The organism is Streptomyces pacificus (genome assembly GCF_011766325.1).
Lineage (GTDB): Bacteria > Actinomycetota > Actinomycetes > Streptomycetales > Streptomycetaceae > Streptomyces > Streptomyces pacificus.
Window position 1 is genome coordinate 19,539 of the sequence record NZ_BLLG01000013.1, and the last position, 18,290, is coordinate 37,828.

14 protein-coding genes and 1 pseudogene are annotated in these 18,290 nt (G+C 73.4%); 11 read left to right on the forward strand and 4 right to left on the reverse strand.

From position 1 onward, the window contains the following. Positions 1-338 precede the first annotated feature (338 nt). Positions 339-1,781: an NADP-dependent phosphogluconate dehydrogenase gene (gnd, locus tag SCWH03_RS20015; RefSeq protein WP_173265667.1), complete on the reverse strand. Its 1,443-nt coding sequence runs from the start codon at positions 1,779-1,781 to the stop codon at positions 339-341. Between the two features lie 248 nt (positions 1,782-2,029). Between gnd and SCWH03_RS20020 the strand changes: the two genes are divergently transcribed. From SCWH03_RS20020 to SCWH03_RS20035, 4 genes are all read left to right on the forward strand, one after another. Then, a complete protein-coding gene (locus SCWH03_RS20020) occupies positions 2,030-3,364 on the forward strand; it encodes a transglycosylase family protein (RefSeq protein WP_173265668.1) in 1,335 nt (444 codons plus the stop codon). A 132-nt stretch (positions 3,365-3,496) separates the two neighbouring features. After that, positions 3,497-4,186, forward strand: a complete 690-nt coding sequence (locus SCWH03_RS20025) for a (2Fe-2S)-binding protein (protein ID WP_173265669.1) — start codon at positions 3,497-3,499, stop codon at positions 4,184-4,186. Between the two features lie 436 nt (positions 4,187-4,622). Then, positions 4,623-6,086: an SDR family NAD(P)-dependent oxidoreductase gene (locus SCWH03_RS20030; protein WP_173265670.1), complete on the forward strand. Its 1,464-nt coding sequence runs from the start codon at positions 4,623-4,625 to the stop codon at positions 6,084-6,086. A gap of 333 nt (positions 6,087-6,419) precedes the next feature. Then, positions 6,420-6,587, forward strand: a complete 168-nt coding sequence (locus SCWH03_RS20035; protein WP_173265671.1) for a hypothetical protein — start codon at positions 6,420-6,422, stop codon at positions 6,585-6,587. Positions 6,588-6,665: 78 nt separating this feature from the next. On the opposite strand, the gene SCWH03_RS20040 is transcribed toward SCWH03_RS20035, so the two are convergent. Then, on the reverse strand, positions 6,666-8,105 hold the full coding sequence (locus SCWH03_RS20040; RefSeq protein ID WP_173265672.1) for a lipase maturation factor family protein: 1,440 nt from the start codon (positions 8,103-8,105) through the stop codon (positions 6,666-6,668). A gap of 87 nt (positions 8,106-8,192) precedes the next feature. On the opposite strand from SCWH03_RS20040, the pseudogene SCWH03_RS20045 reads away from it, so the two are divergent. Continuing rightward, positions 8,193-8,624, forward strand: a pseudogene (locus SCWH03_RS20045) (TetR family transcriptional regulator C-terminal domain-containing protein); the annotation flags it as partial. Between the two features lie 388 nt (positions 8,625-9,012). On the opposite strand, the gene SCWH03_RS20050 reads toward SCWH03_RS20045, so the two are convergent. Continuing rightward, positions 9,013-9,225 carry a YndJ family transporter gene (locus SCWH03_RS20050; RefSeq protein ID WP_173265673.1) on the reverse strand — a complete coding sequence of 71 codons (213 nt, stop codon included), beginning with the start codon at positions 9,223-9,225 and terminating at the stop codon, positions 9,013-9,015. Between the two features lie 192 nt (positions 9,226-9,417). On the opposite strand from SCWH03_RS20050, the gene SCWH03_RS20055 reads away from it, so the two are divergent. From SCWH03_RS20055 to SCWH03_RS20070, 4 genes are all read left to right on the forward strand, one after another. Next, complete coding sequence (locus tag SCWH03_RS20055; RefSeq protein ID WP_173265674.1) at positions 9,418-10,737, forward strand: DUF6777 domain-containing protein; 1,320 nt, start codon at positions 9,418-9,420, stop codon at positions 10,735-10,737. A 52-nt stretch (positions 10,738-10,789) separates the two neighbouring features. Further along, entirely contained in the window at positions 10,790-12,862 is a 2,073-nt protein-coding gene (locus tag SCWH03_RS20060; RefSeq protein ID WP_173265675.1) for a SpoIIE family protein phosphatase, read from the forward strand. 110 nt (positions 12,863-12,972) lie between these two features. Continuing rightward, a complete protein-coding gene (locus tag SCWH03_RS20065; RefSeq protein ID WP_173265676.1) occupies positions 12,973-14,469 on the forward strand; it encodes a wax ester/triacylglycerol synthase family O-acyltransferase in 1,497 nt (498 codons plus the stop codon). A gap of 248 nt (positions 14,470-14,717) precedes the next feature. Beyond that, positions 14,718-15,581, forward strand: coding sequence for an Fpg/Nei family DNA glycosylase (locus SCWH03_RS20070; protein WP_173265677.1), 864 nt, complete (start codon positions 14,718-14,720; stop codon positions 15,579-15,581). Here SCWH03_RS20070 and SCWH03_RS20075 read toward each other — a convergent pair. Next, a complete protein-coding gene (locus SCWH03_RS20075; protein ID WP_254076888.1) occupies positions 15,574-16,506 on the reverse strand; it encodes an anti-sigma factor family protein in 933 nt (310 codons plus the stop codon). The genes SCWH03_RS20070 and SCWH03_RS20075 overlap by 8 nt on opposite strands. Before the next feature lie 49 nt (positions 16,507-16,555). On the opposite strand from SCWH03_RS20075, the gene SCWH03_RS29240 reads away from it, so the two are divergent. Both SCWH03_RS29240 and SCWH03_RS20085 read left to right on the forward strand, forming a co-directional pair. Beyond that, entirely contained in the window at positions 16,556-16,918 is a 363-nt protein-coding gene (locus SCWH03_RS29240; RefSeq protein ID WP_254076889.1) for an anti-sigma factor family protein, read from the forward strand. 280 nt (positions 16,919-17,198) lie between these two features. After that, on the forward strand, positions 17,199-18,065 hold the full coding sequence (locus tag SCWH03_RS20085) for a LytR/AlgR family response regulator transcription factor (RefSeq protein WP_173265678.1): 867 nt from the start codon (positions 17,199-17,201) through the stop codon (positions 18,063-18,065). Positions 18,066-18,290 lie beyond the last annotated feature (225 nt).

Below are 18,290 nucleotides of genomic sequence, written 5' to 3' on the forward strand. Positions count from 1 at the left end.
GGATCCGGTACCCGGGCCGGACCCTGAGCCCGGCCCACTGAGCTGACGCCGGGCATGTCCGCATCGGTGCATCGGTGCATCGGTGCACCGCCGGCACGACGGGATACCAGTCGGCCCCGCGCCGGGAGGCGCCCCGGCATCTGTGCGTCGGGCGGCACGCCGTCGACGCCGCCCCGCGGGCCGCGCGGCATGGCGCCGCCCATGCCGCCCACGCCTCCGCCGCCCCGTGCGAGGCGCGCCGCCCGCTGCGGGCGTACCGCACCGACCGCGACGCGGCCGGGGCATGGCACGGCATGGCACGGCACGGCATGGCACGGCACGGGGGGCCCGCGCACGCCTCAGCCGGCGCTCACCTCCGACCGGTCGCCGCCCCAGAGCGTGTGGAAGGACCCCTCCCGGTCCGTACGCCGATAGGTGTGCGCACCGAAGAAGTCCCGCTGGGCCTGGGTCAGCGCCGCCGGCAGCCGGGGTGCGCGCAGCGCGTCGTAGTACGCGAGCGCCGTGGCGAACCCCGGCGTCGGCACACCCTGGCGTGCCGACGTGGCCACCACGGCGCGCCAGTCGTCCTGGGCCGCGCCGATCTCCTCGGCGAACTGCTTGTCGGACAGCAGGCTCGGCAGGTCGGGCCGTGTGTCGAAGGCCGTCCGGATCCGGTCGAGGAAGGCCGCGCGGATGATGCACCCGGCCCGCCAGACCGCGGCCACCGCGCCCGGGTCGATGTCCCAGCCGTAGGCCGCGCCGCCGGCCCGGATCTGGTGGAAGCCCTGGGTGTACGACACGATCTTCGACGCGTACAGGGCCTGCTCGACCTGCGCGGCGAAGCGGGCGGCGTCCTCCTCGCCGAGCGGCTGCGGGACCGGGCCCGGCAGCGTGTGCGAGGACTCGCGCAGGTCGGCGTGCCCGGACAGCGAGCGGGCGAAGACCGCCTCCGCGATGCCGGACACCGGCACGCCCAGGTCGAGGGCGATCTGCACGGTCCAGCGGCCGGTGCCCTTCTGCTCGGCCCGGTCGGCGACCACGTCGACGAACGGCTTCCCGGTCTCCGGGTCCGTGTGCGCCAGCACCTCGGCGGTGATCTCGATCAGATACGAGTCGAGCCGTCCCCTGTTCCAGTCCCGGAAGGTCTCGGCGATCTTCCCGGGTGTGTATCCGGCGACCGAGCGCAGCAGGTGGTAGGCCTCGGCGATCAGCTGCATGTCGGCGTACTCGATGCCGTTGTGGACCATCTTCACGAAGTGGCCCGCGCCGTCGGGGCCGATGTGCGTGGTGCAGGGCGTGCCGTCCGCCGCCCTGGCGGCGATCTTCTCCAGCATCGGGCCCAGCGTGTCGTACGACTCGGGGGAGCCGCCGGGCATGATGCTCGGCCCGTGCAGCGCGCCCTCCTCACCACCCGACACGCCCACTCCCACGAAGTGGATGCCGCGCTCGCGGAGTTCGCGTTCACGCCGCCGGGTGTCCTCGAAATGGGCGTTGCCGCCGTCGATGATCTGGTCGCCGGGTTCCAGCAGCGGGGCGAACTCCTCGATCACCGCGTCCGTCGGGGCACCCGCCTTGACCATGATCACGAGGCGGCGGGGGCGCTCCAGCGCGGCGACGAAGTCCTCCGCCGACTCGGTGGGGACGAAGGCCCCCTCGTCGCCGAAGGATTCGACGAGTTCGCGGGTGCGGGCGGCGGTCCGGTTGTGCAGGGCGACCGTGTAGCCGTTGCGCGCGAAGTTGCGGGCGAGATTGCGGCCCATCACCGCGAGCCCGGTGACGCCGATCTGGGCGGTACCACTCATACGTGTGCTCCTGGAGTCCATCGACTGCGTACGATCATGCGGAAGTGCGCTCCCCCGTGGCCAGTATGAGTACGCGCCGCCGCTGTGCGGTGTTCATGGAGCGGGGAGTCGCGCGAGGGGCGCATGGTCCACCGCTCTTTCCCGGTCCTGCGGTACGCCCTGCGCCGTGGCGCCGCATGCACCCCCTTGTCATGTCTTGTGGCGGACCAATAGCTTTGGCGGCTGCTGAGGCGATCGAGGGGGGAAACATGACCGAACGAGGACGGCACCGCAGGTACCAGCCGAGTCGTATCAACCGGTTATCGCTCACCGTGACCGCCGGTAGCGCGGGCATGGCGCTACCGCTGATCGCGGCGGGAACGGCCGGCGCCGCGCACGAGGACGTCTGGGAGAAGGTCGCGTCCTGCGAGTCCACCGGCAACTGGCAGATCAACACGGGCAACGGCTACTTCGGCGGTCTCCAGTTCAGCCAGTCCACCTGGGAAGAGTACGGCGGGACGGCCTACGCCGCCCGCGCCGACCTGGCCACCCGGGACCAGCAGATAGCCGTCGCGGAAAAGGTGCTCGCCGGTCAGGGGCCGGGGGCCTGGCCGGTTTGCTCCACCCGCGCGGGACTCACCCGCGACGGGGGCACCCCGGACGTGCCGTCCGAGCGGCAGGCCCGCCCGCAGTCCGCTCCGCAGTCCACCTCGCCACGGCGGACCAGCGCCGAGGCGACGCCGACGACGATTCCCGGGAAGCGCGAGAGCTACCGGGTGGCGCCCGGCGACTCTCTCTCGGGGATCGCCGCTTCCGAGCGCGTCGGGGGTGGCTGGCGGGCACTCTACGAGACGAACAGGAAGGTCGTCGGAGACGATCCCGACCTCATCCACCCCGGCCAGCGGCTGGTGCTGCGCGGCTCGGCCCCCCAACCGTCGAAGAGCCGTCCGGACTCCCGGCCCGCGTCTCCGTCGGAGCCGGCATCGGAATCGGAGTCGGCGTCGGGGTCTCCGTCCAAGTCCAAGCCCCCGTCCAAGTCCAAGCCCCCGTCCCCGTCCTCGTCCCCGTCCCCGTCCGCGTCTCCCTCCTCCTCACCGTCCCCTTCGCCGTCCCCGTCGAAGGCGCAGCCGCAGAAGGCCGCGGCGAAGCCGTCACCGGAACCCCGGAAGGAGGAGCGCACCGACCGCGACCAGGGCAGCGGTGAGTTCAGCGCACCGGTGGCCGCAGGTACCGGCACCCCGTACGGCAAGGCGGGTGCGTCCTGGTCCAGCGGCTACCACACGGGCGTGGACTTTCCCGTGCCGACCGGCACCTCGGTGAAGGCCGTGGCACCGGGGCGGGTGGTCTCGGCCGGCTGGGAGGGCGCGTACGGATACCAGATCGTCATCCGGCACGACGACGGCAGGTACAGCCAGTACGCCCATCTGTCGGCGCTCACCGTACGCGACGGGCAGCGGGTCAACAGCGGCCAGCGGATCGCCCGTTCCGGATCAACGGGCAACAGCACCGGACCGCACCTCCATTTCGAGGTCCGCACCGCGCCGGGGTACGGTTCCGACATCGATCCGCTCAGGTACCTCCGCTCAGGGGGCGTCAGCATCTGACCCCGTCGGGCGACGCCGGGCACCTGCTTCCTCCGGGTACCCGCTTCCGCCGCGCGGCGGAAGCGGGTACCCGGCCCGTGGGACGTCGGGTCCGGGGCGCGCGGGGCGACGGACCGAACCGGGAGGAGGCGCGTGGAGCGGACGCGGGTGGAGGCGATCGGCGGCTTCTTCGCCATCCGGACCGGGAGTCCCGGTCCGGGGCATCTGCCGCTGTCGCGGCTCTACGCGGGCGAACGTGCGCCTCTGACCGGCCGCGTCGACCGGGTCGCGGCGCGGCTGGGCACCTGCGAACGCCGGGTCGCCGCCTCCGTCGCCCATCTCGGTCTCGCCGCCCGCCTCTGGTCCACGGCGCTCGGCCCGGCCGCGCTCCACGGGGCGTTTCCCGACCCGGCCGCCGCAGGGCTGTACTGGGACCCGGAGACCACCGCGCCCGACGACCTCCGCTGGACACGTCCCGGGACACTCCCCGGCACCGTCGGCGCCATCCGGGAGGCCGTCCAGTACGGGCACCTCGTCCCGCTCGCGGAGGCCGTGCGGGGCGACGCCCGTGTCTCCCCCCGGCTGCTGTGGGGCAATGCCGGATCCGCGCTGGCCGGCGCCGTGCGTGAGATCCACCGCTGGGCGCGGGAACACGACCGGCCCGACGCGGCCCGGCGCGCCGCCGCACTCGCCGCCGGGCTGCTGGACCATCCGGACCTGTCGGGCACCGTCGAAGGGCCCGCGCTGCGCCGAACCAGCTGCTGCCTCTACTACCGGTGTCCGGGCGGGGGACTGTGCGGGGACTGCGTCTTCGACCGTCCGCCCCGCCGGCAGGGGGCGTAGCGCCCCCCTCTTCGGCGATCGGCCCCTCACAGGTCGGGTCCGGCCTTCCCGCTCGGGCGTCGGGCCCCCGGGTCGGGCCTTCCCGGGTCGGGCCGGCCGGGTCGGGCCCGGTGACGTGGGCTTCGGCATCCGCGTCCGTCAGCGCGGGGCCGGTCCGCCGAGCCGGGTCCGGTGTCTTCGGCGGCCGGTCCGCCGGGTCGGGTCCGGTCCGGCCCTCCCGGCGGCCGGCTCCGCAGTGCCCGGTCGAGCCCCGGCGCGCTCGTGTGCCGTCCCTCCGCACCGGCCGCCTGTGCGCCGCGGATGCGCCCGACGACGGAGCGTCGCTCTTCCGCGCCTCTCGGACGGCGGTTTGGCCCGCACACCCGCCTCTGAAGTAAAGTTCCGCTTTTGGAATCCCCCAAGCGGCACACCGAGAACACAGGGAACGGCAGCGGCGATGACGGTGACAGACGACAGCCTGGACTTCGGCCCGGGCATCGACCCCGAGCGACTGGCCGTCTGCCTGGGCGTTCTCGAGGAACTCGACCGCCTGGAGGTGGACCACCCCGACGCGATCACGGTGCGCCGGGCCACCGCCGGGATCTACCGCACCGTGAAGCAGCGCCGCCGCCAGGAGCGCCGGGCCGCCAAGACCGCCCACGACAAGGCCGTCACCGAGGCCACGGCGACCGGCTCCGCGGACCGGATCGACGACGAGACCCAGGGTCTGCTGCCCTCCTCCTCGGTGTCGGGGGAGATCGCGGGCGTACTCCGGCGCCCCCGGTCCTGCTACATCTGCAAGACCCGCTACGTCGAGGTCGACGCCTTCTACCACCAGCTGTGCCAGAAGTGCGCCGCCGAGAACCGGGCGCGCCGCGACGCCCGCACCGATCTGACCGGGAGGCGCGCGCTGCTCACCGGCGGCCGGGCCAAGATCGGCATGTACATCGCCCTGAGGCTGCTCCGGGACGGCGCCCACACCACCCTCACCACCCGCTTCCCGAACGACGCGATCCGCCGCTTCAAGGCGATGCCGGACAGCGACGCGTGGATCCACCGGCTCAAGGTCGTCGGCGTCGACCTCCGTGACCCGGCGCAGGTCGTCGCCCTCGCCGACTCGGTCGCCGCCGAGGGGCCGCTGGACATCCTGATCAACAACGCCGCGCAGACCGTCCGCCGGTCCCCGCGGGCGTACCGCGAACTCGTCGCGGCCGAGGACGCCCCGCTGCCCGCGGGCGAGCTGCCCGCCGCCGAGGTGATCGGCACGTTCGGCAGCGGTGGGATCGACCGGGTCGCCGCCCTGCCCGGGCCCCGGTCGGAGGGCCTGACCGCCGAGGACGTGACCGCTCTCGCCCTCGTCTCCGGGTCGGCGTCGCCGGCCAGGATCGAGGCCGGTACCGCGATCGACGCCGGCGGGCTGGTGCCCGATCTGCACGCCAGCAACAGCTGGATCCAGACCGTCTCCGAGGTCGACCCGGTCGAGCTGCTCGAAGTGCAGCTGTGCAACTCCACCGCGCCGTTCATCCTGATCAGCCGGCTTCGTGCGGCGATGGCCGCCTCCCCGGCCAGGCGCACGTACATCGTGAACGTGTCCGCCATGGAGGGCGTCTTCAGCCGCGGCTACAAGGGCGCGGGCCACCCGCACACCAACATGGCCAAGGCGGCGCTCAATATGCTCACACGCACCAGCGCCCAGGAGATGTTCGAGGCCGACGGCATTCTGATGACCGCCGTCGACACCGGCTGGATCACCGACGAGCGGCCCCACCCGGACAAGGTGCGCCTCGCGGCCGAGGGCTTCCACGCGCCGCTCGACCTGGTCGACGGTGCGGCCCGGGTGTACGACCCGATCGTGCGCGGCGAGGCAGGCGAGGACCTCTTCGGCTGCTTCCTCAAGGACTACGACCGCGCCGACTGGTGACGCGCGAGGCCACCCGCGGACGAACCGCGAGATAACCCGAATGGCGGATTCCCCCGGGCGAGCGTGACTCCCCGGGGGTTTCCTGTATCCGATGGGACGTCACCCTGGGGCGCGTTCCGGCAGGGAAACGCCCCATGTGACGTAATCCATCGAGCGCAGCCGCGCTCATTTGGTTAGTCTTGGAGCCAACGGACGGTCGGCAAGGGGCCCACGAACCCCCCCCGGGACCGTCCTGGGACAGGTCCGCAACCTCGGCCGCGATCCCGCCAGAAGAACGGCGCCACCGCGACCGGACCGCCCCTGTTCCTGTGACGCGACACTAAGGAGTGCGCGGTGACGACTGAAGCGAAGAAGACCAAACCCTCGGCTGAACCCGGCGAACGACCCGGGCGGCCCGAAGAACTCGGAAGCCTCGAGGTCTGGGCGCGTTCCGCGCCGATCAGGCTGGCCGGGTACGAGGACGACCTCGCCGAGCCGCACATCCTGCAGGGCATCGACTGATCCGCGCCCCACGGACATCACACCCCCGGTCCATTTCGGCCGGGGGTGCCCGCGTCCCGCCCCGGGCGGCCGGGCGCGTCAGGAGCCTGCCCCGCCCGCGCGCCCCCGGGGCGCCGGCCCGGTGGGCGGCAGATACTCGCGTACGAGGCGCCGCTGCCACCATGCGCCGGTCGAGCGCCGCTGCCGCCGGTCCGTGAACGTGTAGTGGTACAGCACGGCCCGGACGTACACGGGCGGTGCGTCCGGGAACGGATTGCTCCGCAGCAGCCGCAGGGTGTCCCGGTCGTTCTCCAGCAGCCGCTGCACGAAGCCGCCGAACCAGGGGCGGGCGTACGCCGGGGAGAGCGCCGCGAACCACATCAGCCAGTCCAGCCGCAGATGGTACGGGGCGTACTGCCGCGGGAGCCTGCGGACGTCCCCCGGCTTCCCCTTGAACCCGTACTCCCGCCACTCGGTGCCGGGGCCCGGCACCCGCTCGTCCGTCCCCTCCACCACGACTTCGCAGCGGACCCTCCCCACGGTGCCGAACGCGCCGTATGTGTTGACCAGGTGGAGCGGGTCGAACGACCGGTTCATCGCCTGCCGCCGGGAGAGCAAGTTGCGCACCGGGTGGTAGCTCAGGGCGAGGACGAGGGCGGTCGCCGCGCACACCAGGACCGTGTACCACAGCGGCGGGGCCGGCAGCGGGGCAGGCGGAGCGGCGAGCGCGGAGAGGTCGAGCACCGGGAGCGCGAGCGCGATCGTGAGCCAGTTGAGCCAGGCGAAGTTCCCGGACAGGACCAGCCACAGCTGCGTGGCGACGATCAGCCCCGCCGCCGCTGAGGCGAGCGGCTGAGGCGTGAACAGCAGTACCGGCACAAGCAGTTGGGTCACATGGTTGGCGGCGGCCTCGACCCGGTGGAGTGGTTTCGGCAGGCGGTGGAAGTACCAGCTGAGGGGCCCCGGCATCGGCTGGGTCTCATGGTGGTGGTACAGGCACGTCAGGCGGCGCCAGCACGCGTCACCGCGGATCTTGATGAGGCCGGCGCCGAACTCCACCCGGAACAGCAGCCAGCGCAGCAGCCACAGCACCAGCACCGGAGGCGCGACCCGCTCGTTGCCGAGGAAGACCGCCAGGAATCCGGCCTCCAGGAGCAGCGACTCCCAGCCGAAGGCGTACCAGGTCTGCCCGACGTTGACGATCGAGAGGTACAGCGCCCACAGCAGGGCCCAGCACAGCATCGCCGTCCACAGCGGCAGGCGGTCGGCCGCGCCCCCGAGCAGCGCGGCCGAGAGCGCCGCCCCCGTCCAGGCGCAGCCGGCGAAGAACCGGTCCGAGTAGTGCAGTTGGAAGATGCTCGGAGCCCGCCGCATCGGAGTGCGGCGCAGGTACCCGGGCACCGGAAGCATGCCGCGCTCGCCGATCAGGGCGCGGAACTGGAGGGCCGTCCCCACGAAGGCCACCAGGTACAGCGCGGCGAGCGCCCGCTGGAAGACGAGTCTGCTCAGCCAGTAGTCGGGTGCCGAGAACCACTCCATCGCCGACCTCCCGTACCCCCAGTGTCAGCCCGGGCCGCGAGGCGCCGCAGCCCGGCACCGGGCCGTCGCGCGTACCTCCGCTGCGCCACCGAACGCGTGGGGGCGCGCCTGGCCGCAACCCAGGCCCGGTCAGCGGCCACCGCCTTGGGCCACGCAGCCGACGAGATCGCCTTGCTCCGCGAAGAACACCGCGCCGAAGCACGGATCTGGCTTGCATTCGTCGCCCAGGCCGCAGTCACCGAGCCACTCGCCCGCCCGCTGAGAAACAGCTACGCGGCCCTCCAGAACCTCCTCGCCCGCCTCATCGCGGAGGCCACCGAGAACGGCCCGGCCGACGAAGGCGCAGCACCACCCACCCCGCAGGTCGAGGCTCGCACCCTGCTCGCCCTCGCCGACGGCCTCACCAGCCACGTGCTCATCGGCCACCTGACCGCAGAGGAAGCCGAGGGAGTCCTGCACACACACCTGGTCGGCCTCGGGGAACGCCTCCACGCCGCCCACCCCCGAAAGGCCGTCTGACGCTCATGGTGCTCAATGCCTCGCGCGTGCCGTGTCGGCTGCACTGGACTGCCAGGGGCAGGGATCCGCTACGGGCCCCGGGCGGAGCCGCTTGGCCGTGTCGAGCCGGAAGACCCCGTATGGGTTGACGTTCGACCGGAACCGCGCATTCAGGCCGCCGGTCTCCGTCTGCACCGGCGACGTGGACACTGCCCCTGCCCCAAAGCCACCCCCAAGCCACTCCAAAGCCGCAGGGGGACGCGGTCGTACCGGGCCGGGAGGCCGGCAGCCCCATTGCGGAGCCGCAGAGAGCATCACGGGAGCAGGGCCGCCACCGGAACGGCCGCCGAGGCGCCCGGAAGTCCGCGAATCAGCCGTTCGGCGCTGCTGCGGCGGACATCGTGCCTGGTCAGGTCCGCAGGGCGGCGGCCTGCATCCCCGCGGTCGGCGGCACTGCCCCGGCGAGGTGGATCCGGTCGCGCCTGAAGCAGCGGGCGAACACCCGCAGCGTGCCCGCCGGCATGCCGAGTGCCGCGAACCGGCCGGTGGAGCCCCCCGCCGCACCGCAGAGCGGGCCCGTGACCAGCGCCGCGGCGAAGCCCGTGAAGGGCAGGTGCGGCACGGTCGGGGCCGGTGTCTCCGGGCCGCATCCCGGCGGATCCCGACCGGAGGGATCGCTTGAACGTGCTCAGTTCTTCGGGTGGGGTACGCATAGATTTTGAACGCGTTCAAGTCGCGGTACCGGGAGGCATGGGGCAAGACGGGGAGTGATCACTCCGGGTACACCCTCACACCAGGCGGGAGATGGCGGGGCATGTTCGTGCGCTCACCGATGTATCGCCGGCACGCCGGGCTGGCCGCGTTGTCGGCCGGCCTGTCGGCCGCGCTGCTGGCCACCGGCTGCGGCAGTCTGACGGATCAGGGGCAGTCGGGATCGACCCCCTCGCAGGAGGTGCGTCTGCTGGCGTCCGCGGAGCCGGGCCCCGATCCGTTCACCCCCTCCACGGCCACCGCGACGGCGGTGTCCCGGCAGCTTCCGGCGCCGCGGGCCTCCGCCCCGGCCTCCGGGGGGAAGGACCCGGCCGTACGGTCCATCCGGACCGTGCTGGGATCCGCGCCCGGGCTGTACGGCGGCACCCGGGCCGTCGCCAGCTGCGACGTGGAGCAGCAGATCCGCCTCCTGGCCGCCGACCAGGGCAAGGCGCAGGCGTTCACCGAGGGCGTCGGGGTCGGCCGGCACGATATGCCGGGGTTCCTGCGGGGCCTGACCCCCGTGGTGCTGCGCGCCGACGCGCGGGTCACCGGCCACGGCTACCGCGACGGGACCGCCCAGCGCCGCCAGGCGGTCCTGCAGGCCGGAACCGCCGTGCTGGTGGACGAGCACGGCTCGCCGCGGGTCCGCTGCGCCTCCGGCGGTCCTCTCGCCTCGCCCGTGGTGACCGCCGGGCCCGTGAACGAGCAGGGCAAGCCCTGGCCGGGGTACGACCGCGACCGCGTGGTCGTGATCACCAGGACGGCGCATGTGATCGACAACCTGGTGCTGGTCGACATGGCCGCCGGTACATGGATGGAGCGCAGAAGCGGATCGGACGGCGAGGCGGACCGGAACCCGCAGGTGCCGCCCGCGTACGACCCGGGCCTCCATGTCGTCGACGCGCCCCAGGTGCCGCTGCCGACCGCGCCCGGTTCGCCCAGCGAGCCGCCGCCGCCGAGCCCCGACGCGCCGGCCCCTCAGCCGGCCTCTCCTGAGGGGGTCCGCCCCAGCGCCCCCAGCTCGCCGGCCCCTGTCCCCGACGGTCCGCCGCCCATCCTGCCGGACGCGCCACTGCCCGACGGGGCCGGCCAGGGCACCGGCGGACCGGCCGCGGGAATCCCGGGCGGGTTCGACCGGCAGGGCGCCGGCCGGAGCGACAGCGACATCCTGATCTCGCCTGACTCCGGCGGCGGCACGGGGCAGGGCGGGGGAGGCACCGGCGGCGGCAACCCCGAGGGCGCTTCCGACGTCATCCTGCCGGACGCGCCCCTGCCGGACGGCACCGGCACCGGGACCGGCACCGGGGCCGGTGCCGGTGCCGACAGGGGGACCGGCGCCGGGCTGCCCGCCGCCGGCGGTGCCGGGAGCATCCCGGGCTGAGGCAGGCCCCCGCTCGCTCGATAAATCGGACAAACAATGGCAGAGTGTCACCATGGTTGATCGGGCAGCGGGGGCCCTGTCACTTCCCGACGACTGGCCCGCCAACCCGGAACTGAGCCTGGCCCTCAACCGTATGGGCAGCTTCGACTGGGACCTCGACAGCGGGCTGATGCACCTGGATCAGCCCGCTCTCGACGTGCTCGACACGCCCGCCGACCAGTACGACGGCCGTCCCGGCACCCTCGCCCTGCGCTTCCCGCGCGGCGAGGCCGCACGGCTGGACGAGCTGATCGCGCGGGCGCTGAGGAACGGCAGCTCCCACTACGGTGCGTACTTCCGCATCCGCTGCCGCGACGGCACGCTGCGCTGGACGCACACGCAGGGGGTGGTGCTCCGCGGTGCCGGCGGACGGCCGCACCGCGTCATCGGCATCGTCCGCGACGCCACCCGGGAGCTGGCGGAGTCCTCCGCCCTGGTCGAACTCGACGCCGAACGCCGCCGCCAGACCAGCGTCGTGGAGAGCACCACGGCCGCCCTCGCCCACGCCAGGACCGTGGACGACGTCATCGACGTGCTCAGGGACTCGGGCGGGCTGGAACACCTCGGCGCCACCAGCCTGGTGATGGGGCTGCTGGAGGCCGGCCGGATCCACCTCGTCGCGGAGGGCCAGGAAGGCTCCTTCGTGCCGGGTACGCGCTTCACCCGGATCGACGAGCAGTACCCCATGAGCGAGGTCATCCGCACCCTGGCGCCCCGGTTCATCGAGTCCAGGGAGGACTTCGCCGGCTCGTACCCGCGGCTCTGGCCGCACATCAGCGGACTCGGCATCACGTCGGCCGCCTATATGCCGCTCATCGCCCAGGCGCGGCCGATCGGCGCGCTCGGTCTGCTGTACCGGGAGAAGAGCGGGTTCACCACCGAGGAGCGGAATCTGCTCGTGGCGCTGAGCAGCAGCATCGCGCAGAGCCTGCAGCGGGCCATGCTCTTCGAGCAGGAGCACGACCTCGCCGAGGGGCTCCAGCAGGCCATGCTGCCCCGCCGGATCCCGGACGTCCCCGGGGCCCGGATCGAGGTGCGCTACCGCTCCGCCCGCCTCGGCCGCGACATCGGCGGCGACTGGTACGACGTCATCCCGCTGCCCGGCGGCCGGGTCGGGGCGGTCATCGGCGACGTCCAGGGCCATGACATCCATGCCGCCGCCGTCATGGGCCAGTTGCGCATCGTGCTGCGCGCGTACGCGGCCGAAGGCCACACCCCGGCGACCGTGATGGCGCGTGCCTCGGTCTTCCTCCACGAACTGGACACCGACCGCTTCGCGACCTGCATCTACGCGGAGGCCGACCTCACCACCGGAGTGGTGCAGCTGGTCCGCGCGGGCCATATCGACCCGATGCTCCTCGACTCCGGTGGCGAGGGCCGCCGCATCTCGGTGGAGGGCGGGCTGCCGCTGGGCCTGTCCGCCGAGTTCGGCCGGCTCGAGTACCCCGTCGCCACCGTGGAACTCGACCCCGGGCAGAGCCTGCTGCTCTACACGGACGGGCTCATCGAGCAGCCGGGCGCGGACCTCGACGACGGCATGCGGCAGCTCACCGCAATGATCCGGGGCGGCCCCAGGAACCTCCGGCTGCTCGCCGACCGGCTCTGCGAGGAGGTCGGCGAGCGGGGCGGTGACGACGATGTCGCCCTGCTGCTCCTCCAGCGCCGCGGCGCCTGCACCCCGCACGCCGGGGGGCGGTTGCAGCAGCACGTCGCCCAGAACGACCCCGAGGCGCTCAGCTCCGCACGGCATATGATCCGGGCCGCCGTACGGGCCTGGGGTGCCGTGGACCGGTCCGACGAGATCGAACTGGCCGCGGACGAGCTGATCACCAATGCCCTGATGCACACCGACGGCGGGGCGATCGTGACCGTGCGCGTGCTGACGGGCACCGAGCGACGGCTGCGGGCCGAGGTGGAGGACTCCTCCAGTGCCCTGCCCAGGCGGCGCGAGGCCGGGGAGGCCGGGGTATCCGGCCGGGGGCTGATGCTGGTGGACCGGCTGGCGGATGTCTGGGGCGTGGAGTCGCGCGGCACCGGCAAGTGCGTGTGGTGCGAGTTCACCGTCCCGGACCGGTCGGCCGGCTGAGGACTACTTAAGGGTAACCGTATGTAACCTGATTGTCCTTGACCATAACCGACCGTAAGCGATTGACTGCTGATTCCTGTGTTCCGGCCTCCTAGGACATGAGGACCCCTTTGCGTACCAAGCTGCTGGCACCCCTGGATCTGGCCTTCTGGCACCTCGAATCCCCCGACCACCCGATGCACCTCGGCGCGCTCGCCTACTTCGCCCCGCCCGAGCCAGGGGACACCGGTGCGAGCGCACCGGGCGCCGCCTCTCTCGGCGCGAGCGGCGCGTACGGCGAGAGCGTGTCCGGTGCGCGTGCGACCGGTACCGCCGTTCTCGGTGCGAGTACGCCCCGCAGCGAGGAGATCCTCGCCCTGCTGGCCACCCGAGCCTCCGCGATCCCCCGGCTGCGCATGCGCGTCCGCGATGTGCTGCTGCCCGTGGGCGGCGCCGCCTGGACGGCGGACCACGACTTCGACGTACGGCGCCATCTGCGCCGTGTCAGGCTGCCGGCAGGCGATTTCGCGGCGTCCGCGGCCACCCTCGCCGGAGAGCTGATGGAGCGTCCACTCGAACGCGGGCTGCCGCCCTGGGAGATGTACCTGCTCACCGGCGGCTCGGGAGATCCCTTCGCCGTCCTGGTGAAGCTGCACCACGCCCTCGCCGACGGCATGCGGGCCGTCGCCATCGGGGCCGGGATCTTCGACGAGATCGCCGGGCCGCTCGCCGAACGCGCCCGCAGATACGGCCGGAGCCCGTCCGCCCTACCGCCGCGTTCCCGGCCGCCCGGCCCCTGGCAGGTCGCCGGGCTGGCCCGCGGCCGCATCGAGGAGCTGGGCCGGGCCTTCGGCGTCGGCGCGTCCCTCGTGGGTGCCTCGCTCGCCCGGGCCGGCCGGCTCGACCCGCGCGGCACCGCCGCGCTGAGCGCCAGCTCCAGCGGCACCCGCAGGCTGGCCACCTCGGTGCTCGGACTCGACGCCGTCCACGAGGTCCGCAGAGTCGCGGGCGGTACCGCGAACGACGTCCTCCTCGCCACCGTCGCCGGGGCACTGCGCCGCTGGATGACCGGGCGGGGCGACACCCTGCCGCCCACGGACCCCCGCGCCCTCGTCCCGGTGTCGAGGCGCCGCCCCGGCAGCCCGGCGGGCTCCGGGAACAAGCTGTCCGCCTATCTGCTGGACCTTCCCGTCACCGAACCCGACCCCTGGGCCCGGCTGTACGCGGTCCGCGCCGGCATGGACCGCAACAAGTCGGCGGGGCCACTGCGCGGCGCCGGTGCAGTGGCCGTGCTCGCCGACCAACTCCCCCCGCTAGCCCACCGGTTCGGCGCCCCCCTCGCCGGAAGCGCCGCCCGGATGCTGTTCGACCTGCTCGCGACCAGTGTGCCGCTGCCCCGCTCCGCGCTGTCGCTCGGCGGCTGCCCGCTGCGGGAGATCTACCCGATGGCGCCTCTGGCCCGCGGCCAGTCCCTCGCCGTGGCGATGTCGACCTACGGAGGCCGGGTGCACTTCGGACTCGTCGCCGACGGCAAGGCCCTGCCCGACGTGGACCGGCTGGCCCGAGCGGTCGAGGAGGAGCTGGCCGGGCTCCGGGAGCTGGTTCGCCGGGGCGCCTGGCCGCAGTAGCTCCGTCCGTCCGCAGAGCGGGACGGCGGCGCGCCCGTGCGCCTGGCGTTCCGGTCATGCGGGACTCCGCCCCCCGGTCCGGCCCGCGGATCCCGGCCGTCCCGGTCCGGCCCGCGGATTCCTCCCGGTCCGGCCCGGCTGACCCTGCCCGCGCCGCCCAGGCCCGGTGGACCGGTGCCCGGTCGGCGCGAGGTCCGGCAATCGGTGATGGGCCTGCGCCGGCTGCTCCGGTGCGGCAGGCTGGAACCATGCCGGAACTGCCCGAGGTGGAAGCGCTCAAGGACTTCCTGAGTGCGCACCTGGTCGGCAAGGAGATCGCCCGGGTGATGCCCGTGGCCGTCAGCGTGCTCAAGACGTACGACCCCCCGCTCGGCGCCCTCGACGGCAGCGAGGTGGTCCGTGTGCGGCGGCACGGCAAGTTCCTGGACATCGGCACCGGCGGCGGACTGCACCTCGTCTTCCATCTGGCGCGGGCCGGCTGGCTCCAGTGGAGGGACGTGCTGCCGTCCGGAGTGCCCCGCCCCGGCAAAGGGCCGCTGGCGCTGCGCGCCGCCCTCACCGGCGGGGACGGCTTCGACCTGACCGAGGCCGGTACGGCGAAACGGCTCGCCGTCCACCTCGTGCGCGACCCGTCCGAAGTGCCCGGCGTCGCCCGGCTGGGTCCCGACCCGCTCGCCGACGACTTCGACCGCGACTCCTTCGCCGCCCTCCTTGCCGGGGAACGCCGGCAGATCAAGGGCGCGCTGCGCGACCAGGGCCTCATCGCGGGCATCGGCAACGCCTACAGCGACGAGATCCTGCACGCCGCGCGGATGTCCCCGTACAGGCTCACGTCCAAGCTGGGAGCCGAGGAGATCACCGGGCTGTACGAGGCGACGCGCACGACCCTCGAGGACGCCGTCGAGCGCTCGCGGGGACTGGCCGCCGGCCGGCTGAAGGCCGAGAAGAGGAGCGGGCTGAGGGTGCACGGCCGCACCGGCGAGCCGTGCCCGGTCTGCGGCGACACCATCCGCGAGGTGTCGTTCCACGACTCGTCCCTGCAGTACTGCCCCACATGCCAGACCGGTGGCAAGCCGCTCGCCGACCGGAGGCTGTCGCGGTTGCTCAGGTGACGGCGCGGGGGCGCGCTGCGCTCCCGTCCGCCACCGCCACCGTCACCGCCACCGTCGCCACGGTCGCCACGGTCGATATCGTCGCCGTCGTGGTAGCCACGGTCGCCGCCGACGGGCGGTCGAGCGAGACGAGGTGCTCGCCGCTCTCGGTGCGGACCTCGAAGCGGCCTATCTCCTCCCGCCGCAGGACCGTGCCCACCTCCATGTCCAGCTCGTCCTCCGCACCCGTGGCACCCGTCCCGTACCCGCCGACGGGCACCGACCAGCTGGTGACGGCGTACTCCCTGCCGTCCCTGGCCACCGCTACCAGCCGGCAGGTCTTCGGGCCCGGCAGCTTCGCCATGCGCAGGGCCACGGCGGTGCCCCACCCCCTGGAACGCAGATCAACCGCGCCGTATACGCCGGTGGCGCCGTCCGTGGCCGCGATCCGCTCGTCGGGGCCGCCCGTCACCGCTCCTTCCCTTCCCGGGAACAGGCCCACCGCCACCGCGGGCAGCGCAACGACCAGCGCGGCAGCCGCGGCCACCAGCCGCAGCCGCCGCCGCGAACCCCGACGGCGCAGCGTCGCGACCTCGTGGAGAAGGAGCTCCAGTATCCGCGGGGAGGGTGGTTCGTCGGCGCGGCCGGGCCCGGCAAGAGCACCCAGCGCGGACGCGAGCGGAGCCATGTCGGACAGCTGAAGGGCGCAGAGACCGCATTCCGCGAGATGCTCCTCGAAGCGGAAGGCGTCCGAGGGGTCGAGGACGCCCAGTGCGTAGGCGGCCACGGCCCGGTGCTGCTCCCGCAGGTTCATGGACCAATCCTCCGGCTCGGCGGCTACGAACGGTCCATACGGGTCGTACGCACCGTGGGTGTCGTCCTGGAGTACGCAGCCGAGCCGTGCCGTGCTCAGCGGCGGGACGGGAAAGTGCGACGGGGTGTACAACGGTGCGACCGCGGACCGGAGTTGTGGAGAAGACCGGCAGAATAGGTGTGTGAACTGTGGAAACTCGGGCGTCCGTATGACCGGGCGCCGTTCGGGCAGCCCTCATGTGGAGCCGCTGCTCGGCGCGTATGTGCTCGGTGCGCTCGTCCCCCAGGAGGAGGCCCGGGTAGCCGGGCACCTCACCCACTGCGGCCGGTGCCGCGCCGTGTATCTCGGCATGGCCGACGCACAGGCGCTGCGGACGGCGTGCGCCGAGGAGGACGGTCTTGACGGCGGAATAGCCCGGACCGGCGGATCAGGCGGGGCGGGCTGGTTCGGCGGACTCGGCGGACTCGGCGGATTGGGCTGGTTCGGCGGAACCGGGAGATCCGGCGGGACCTGCCGGTGCGGCGGTGGCGGCCGGACCCGGTAGACCTGGCGCCGGCCGCTCCGGGCCCCCGGCGCGGGGGTGAAGAGGCCGCCGCGCCGGATGGTTCGCCCGCCGCCCGCCGCCCGTCGCCCGTCGCCCGTCGCCCGTCGCCCGTCGCCCGTCGCCCGTCGCCCGTCGGTGCTGGTGCTGGTGCTGGTGGGGGGTGCCGGGGCGCCGATACCCGCGGAGCGCAGCGGTGCTCGCGTCCGCGCCTGCCGGTGCTCGCGTCCGCGCCGGCCCGTGGCCGTGGCAGCGCCCGCTTCCGGTGCCTAGAATCCGCGGCATGCTGCGCGTACTTGCGGTCGACGACGAGAAGCCGGCGCTCGGGGAACTGCTCTACCTGCTGCGCTCCGACCCGCGGGTGCGCAGCGCGGACGGTGCCAACGACGCCACCGAGGCGCTGCGCCGCATCAGCCGGGCGCTGGGCGCCGGCCCGGACGGTGAGGGCGGCATCGACGTCGTCTTCCTCGACATCCACATGGCAGGGCTCACGGGGCTCGACATGGCCCGACTGCTCTCCGAGTTCACCCGGCCGCCGCTGATCGTGTTCGTCACGGCCCACGAAGGTTTCGCCGTGCAGGCGTTCGATCTCAAGGCCGTCGACTACGTCCTCAAACCGGTGCGCAGGGAACGCCTCGCCGAAGCCGTCCGCCGGGTCTGCGATCCTGCCATCGCGGCACGTGGGGCCCGGCGGTCACCCGCGGCTGCCGGCAGCGGCCCGGCCGGTGGCGCAAGGGGCGCGTCTGCTGTGACGGCCGCGCACCGTACCGGGGCGGCGGGTCCCCTGGTCACGGGGTTCACGGCACCCGGCGCCGCGCCGGAGCAGATACCGGTGGAACTCGGCGGCGTGACCCGGCTGATTCCCATCGACGAGATCACCTACGTCGAGGCCCAGGGTGACTACGCGCGCCTGCACACGCCGGGGGGCAGCCATCTCGTCCGCATTCCGCTCTCGACGCTCGAGGACCGGTGGGCCTCCCGGGGTTTCGTCCGGATACACCGCAGCCATCTCGTCGCTCTGGGGCGTATCGACGAGCTCCGCCTGGACGGGGGCTCCACGACCGTGCGTGTGGGCGCCGCCGAGCTCGCGGTGAGCCGCCGGCACGCCCGCCAACTGCGTGATCTGCTGATGCGCCACGCCCAGCGCTGACCCCTGACCCCTGACGCCCCTGACCCTTGACGCCCCTGACCCCTGACGCCCCGACGCGGGTGCCCTCGTCCCCGGTGCCGGTCCTTGCCGCCTCCGGGCCCGTCACCGCCGGCAGCCCGGGTACGGCGCTTGTCGCTCGTGCCCAGGCTCGCTGCGTGCCGACGAGCGGAAATCGACGCACCGACGATGCGGCCCCTCTCCCAGCGGAAATCGGCGCATAGTGGA

What these genes read in the sequence shown, in the direction of transcription:
- gnd (WP_173265667.1), bottom strand. Translation starts at nt 1,781, where the DNA reads ATGAGTGGTACCGCCCAGATCGGCGTCACCGGGCTCGCGGTGATGGGC.
- SCWH03_RS20020 (WP_173265668.1), top strand. Translation starts at nt 2,030, where the DNA reads ATGACCGAACGAGGACGGCACCGCAGGTACCAGCCGAGTCGTATCAAC.
- SCWH03_RS20030 (WP_173265670.1), top strand. Translation starts at nt 4,623, where the DNA reads ATGACGGTGACAGACGACAGCCTGGACTTCGGCCCGGGCATCGACCCC.
- SCWH03_RS20040 (WP_173265672.1), bottom strand. Translation starts at nt 8,105, where the DNA reads ATGGAGTGGTTCTCGGCACCCGACTACTGGCTGAGCAGACTCGTCTTC.
- SCWH03_RS20055 (WP_173265674.1), top strand. Translation starts at nt 9,418, where the DNA reads ATGTTCGTGCGCTCACCGATGTATCGCCGGCACGCCGGGCTGGCCGCG.
- SCWH03_RS20060 (WP_173265675.1), top strand. Translation starts at nt 10,790, where the DNA reads ATGGTTGATCGGGCAGCGGGGGCCCTGTCACTTCCCGACGACTGGCCC.
- SCWH03_RS20070 (WP_173265677.1), top strand. Translation starts at nt 14,718, where the DNA reads ATGCCGGAACTGCCCGAGGTGGAAGCGCTCAAGGACTTCCTGAGTGCG.
- SCWH03_RS20085 (WP_173265678.1), top strand. Translation starts at nt 17,199, where the DNA reads ATGCTGCGCGTACTTGCGGTCGACGACGAGAAGCCGGCGCTCGGGGAA.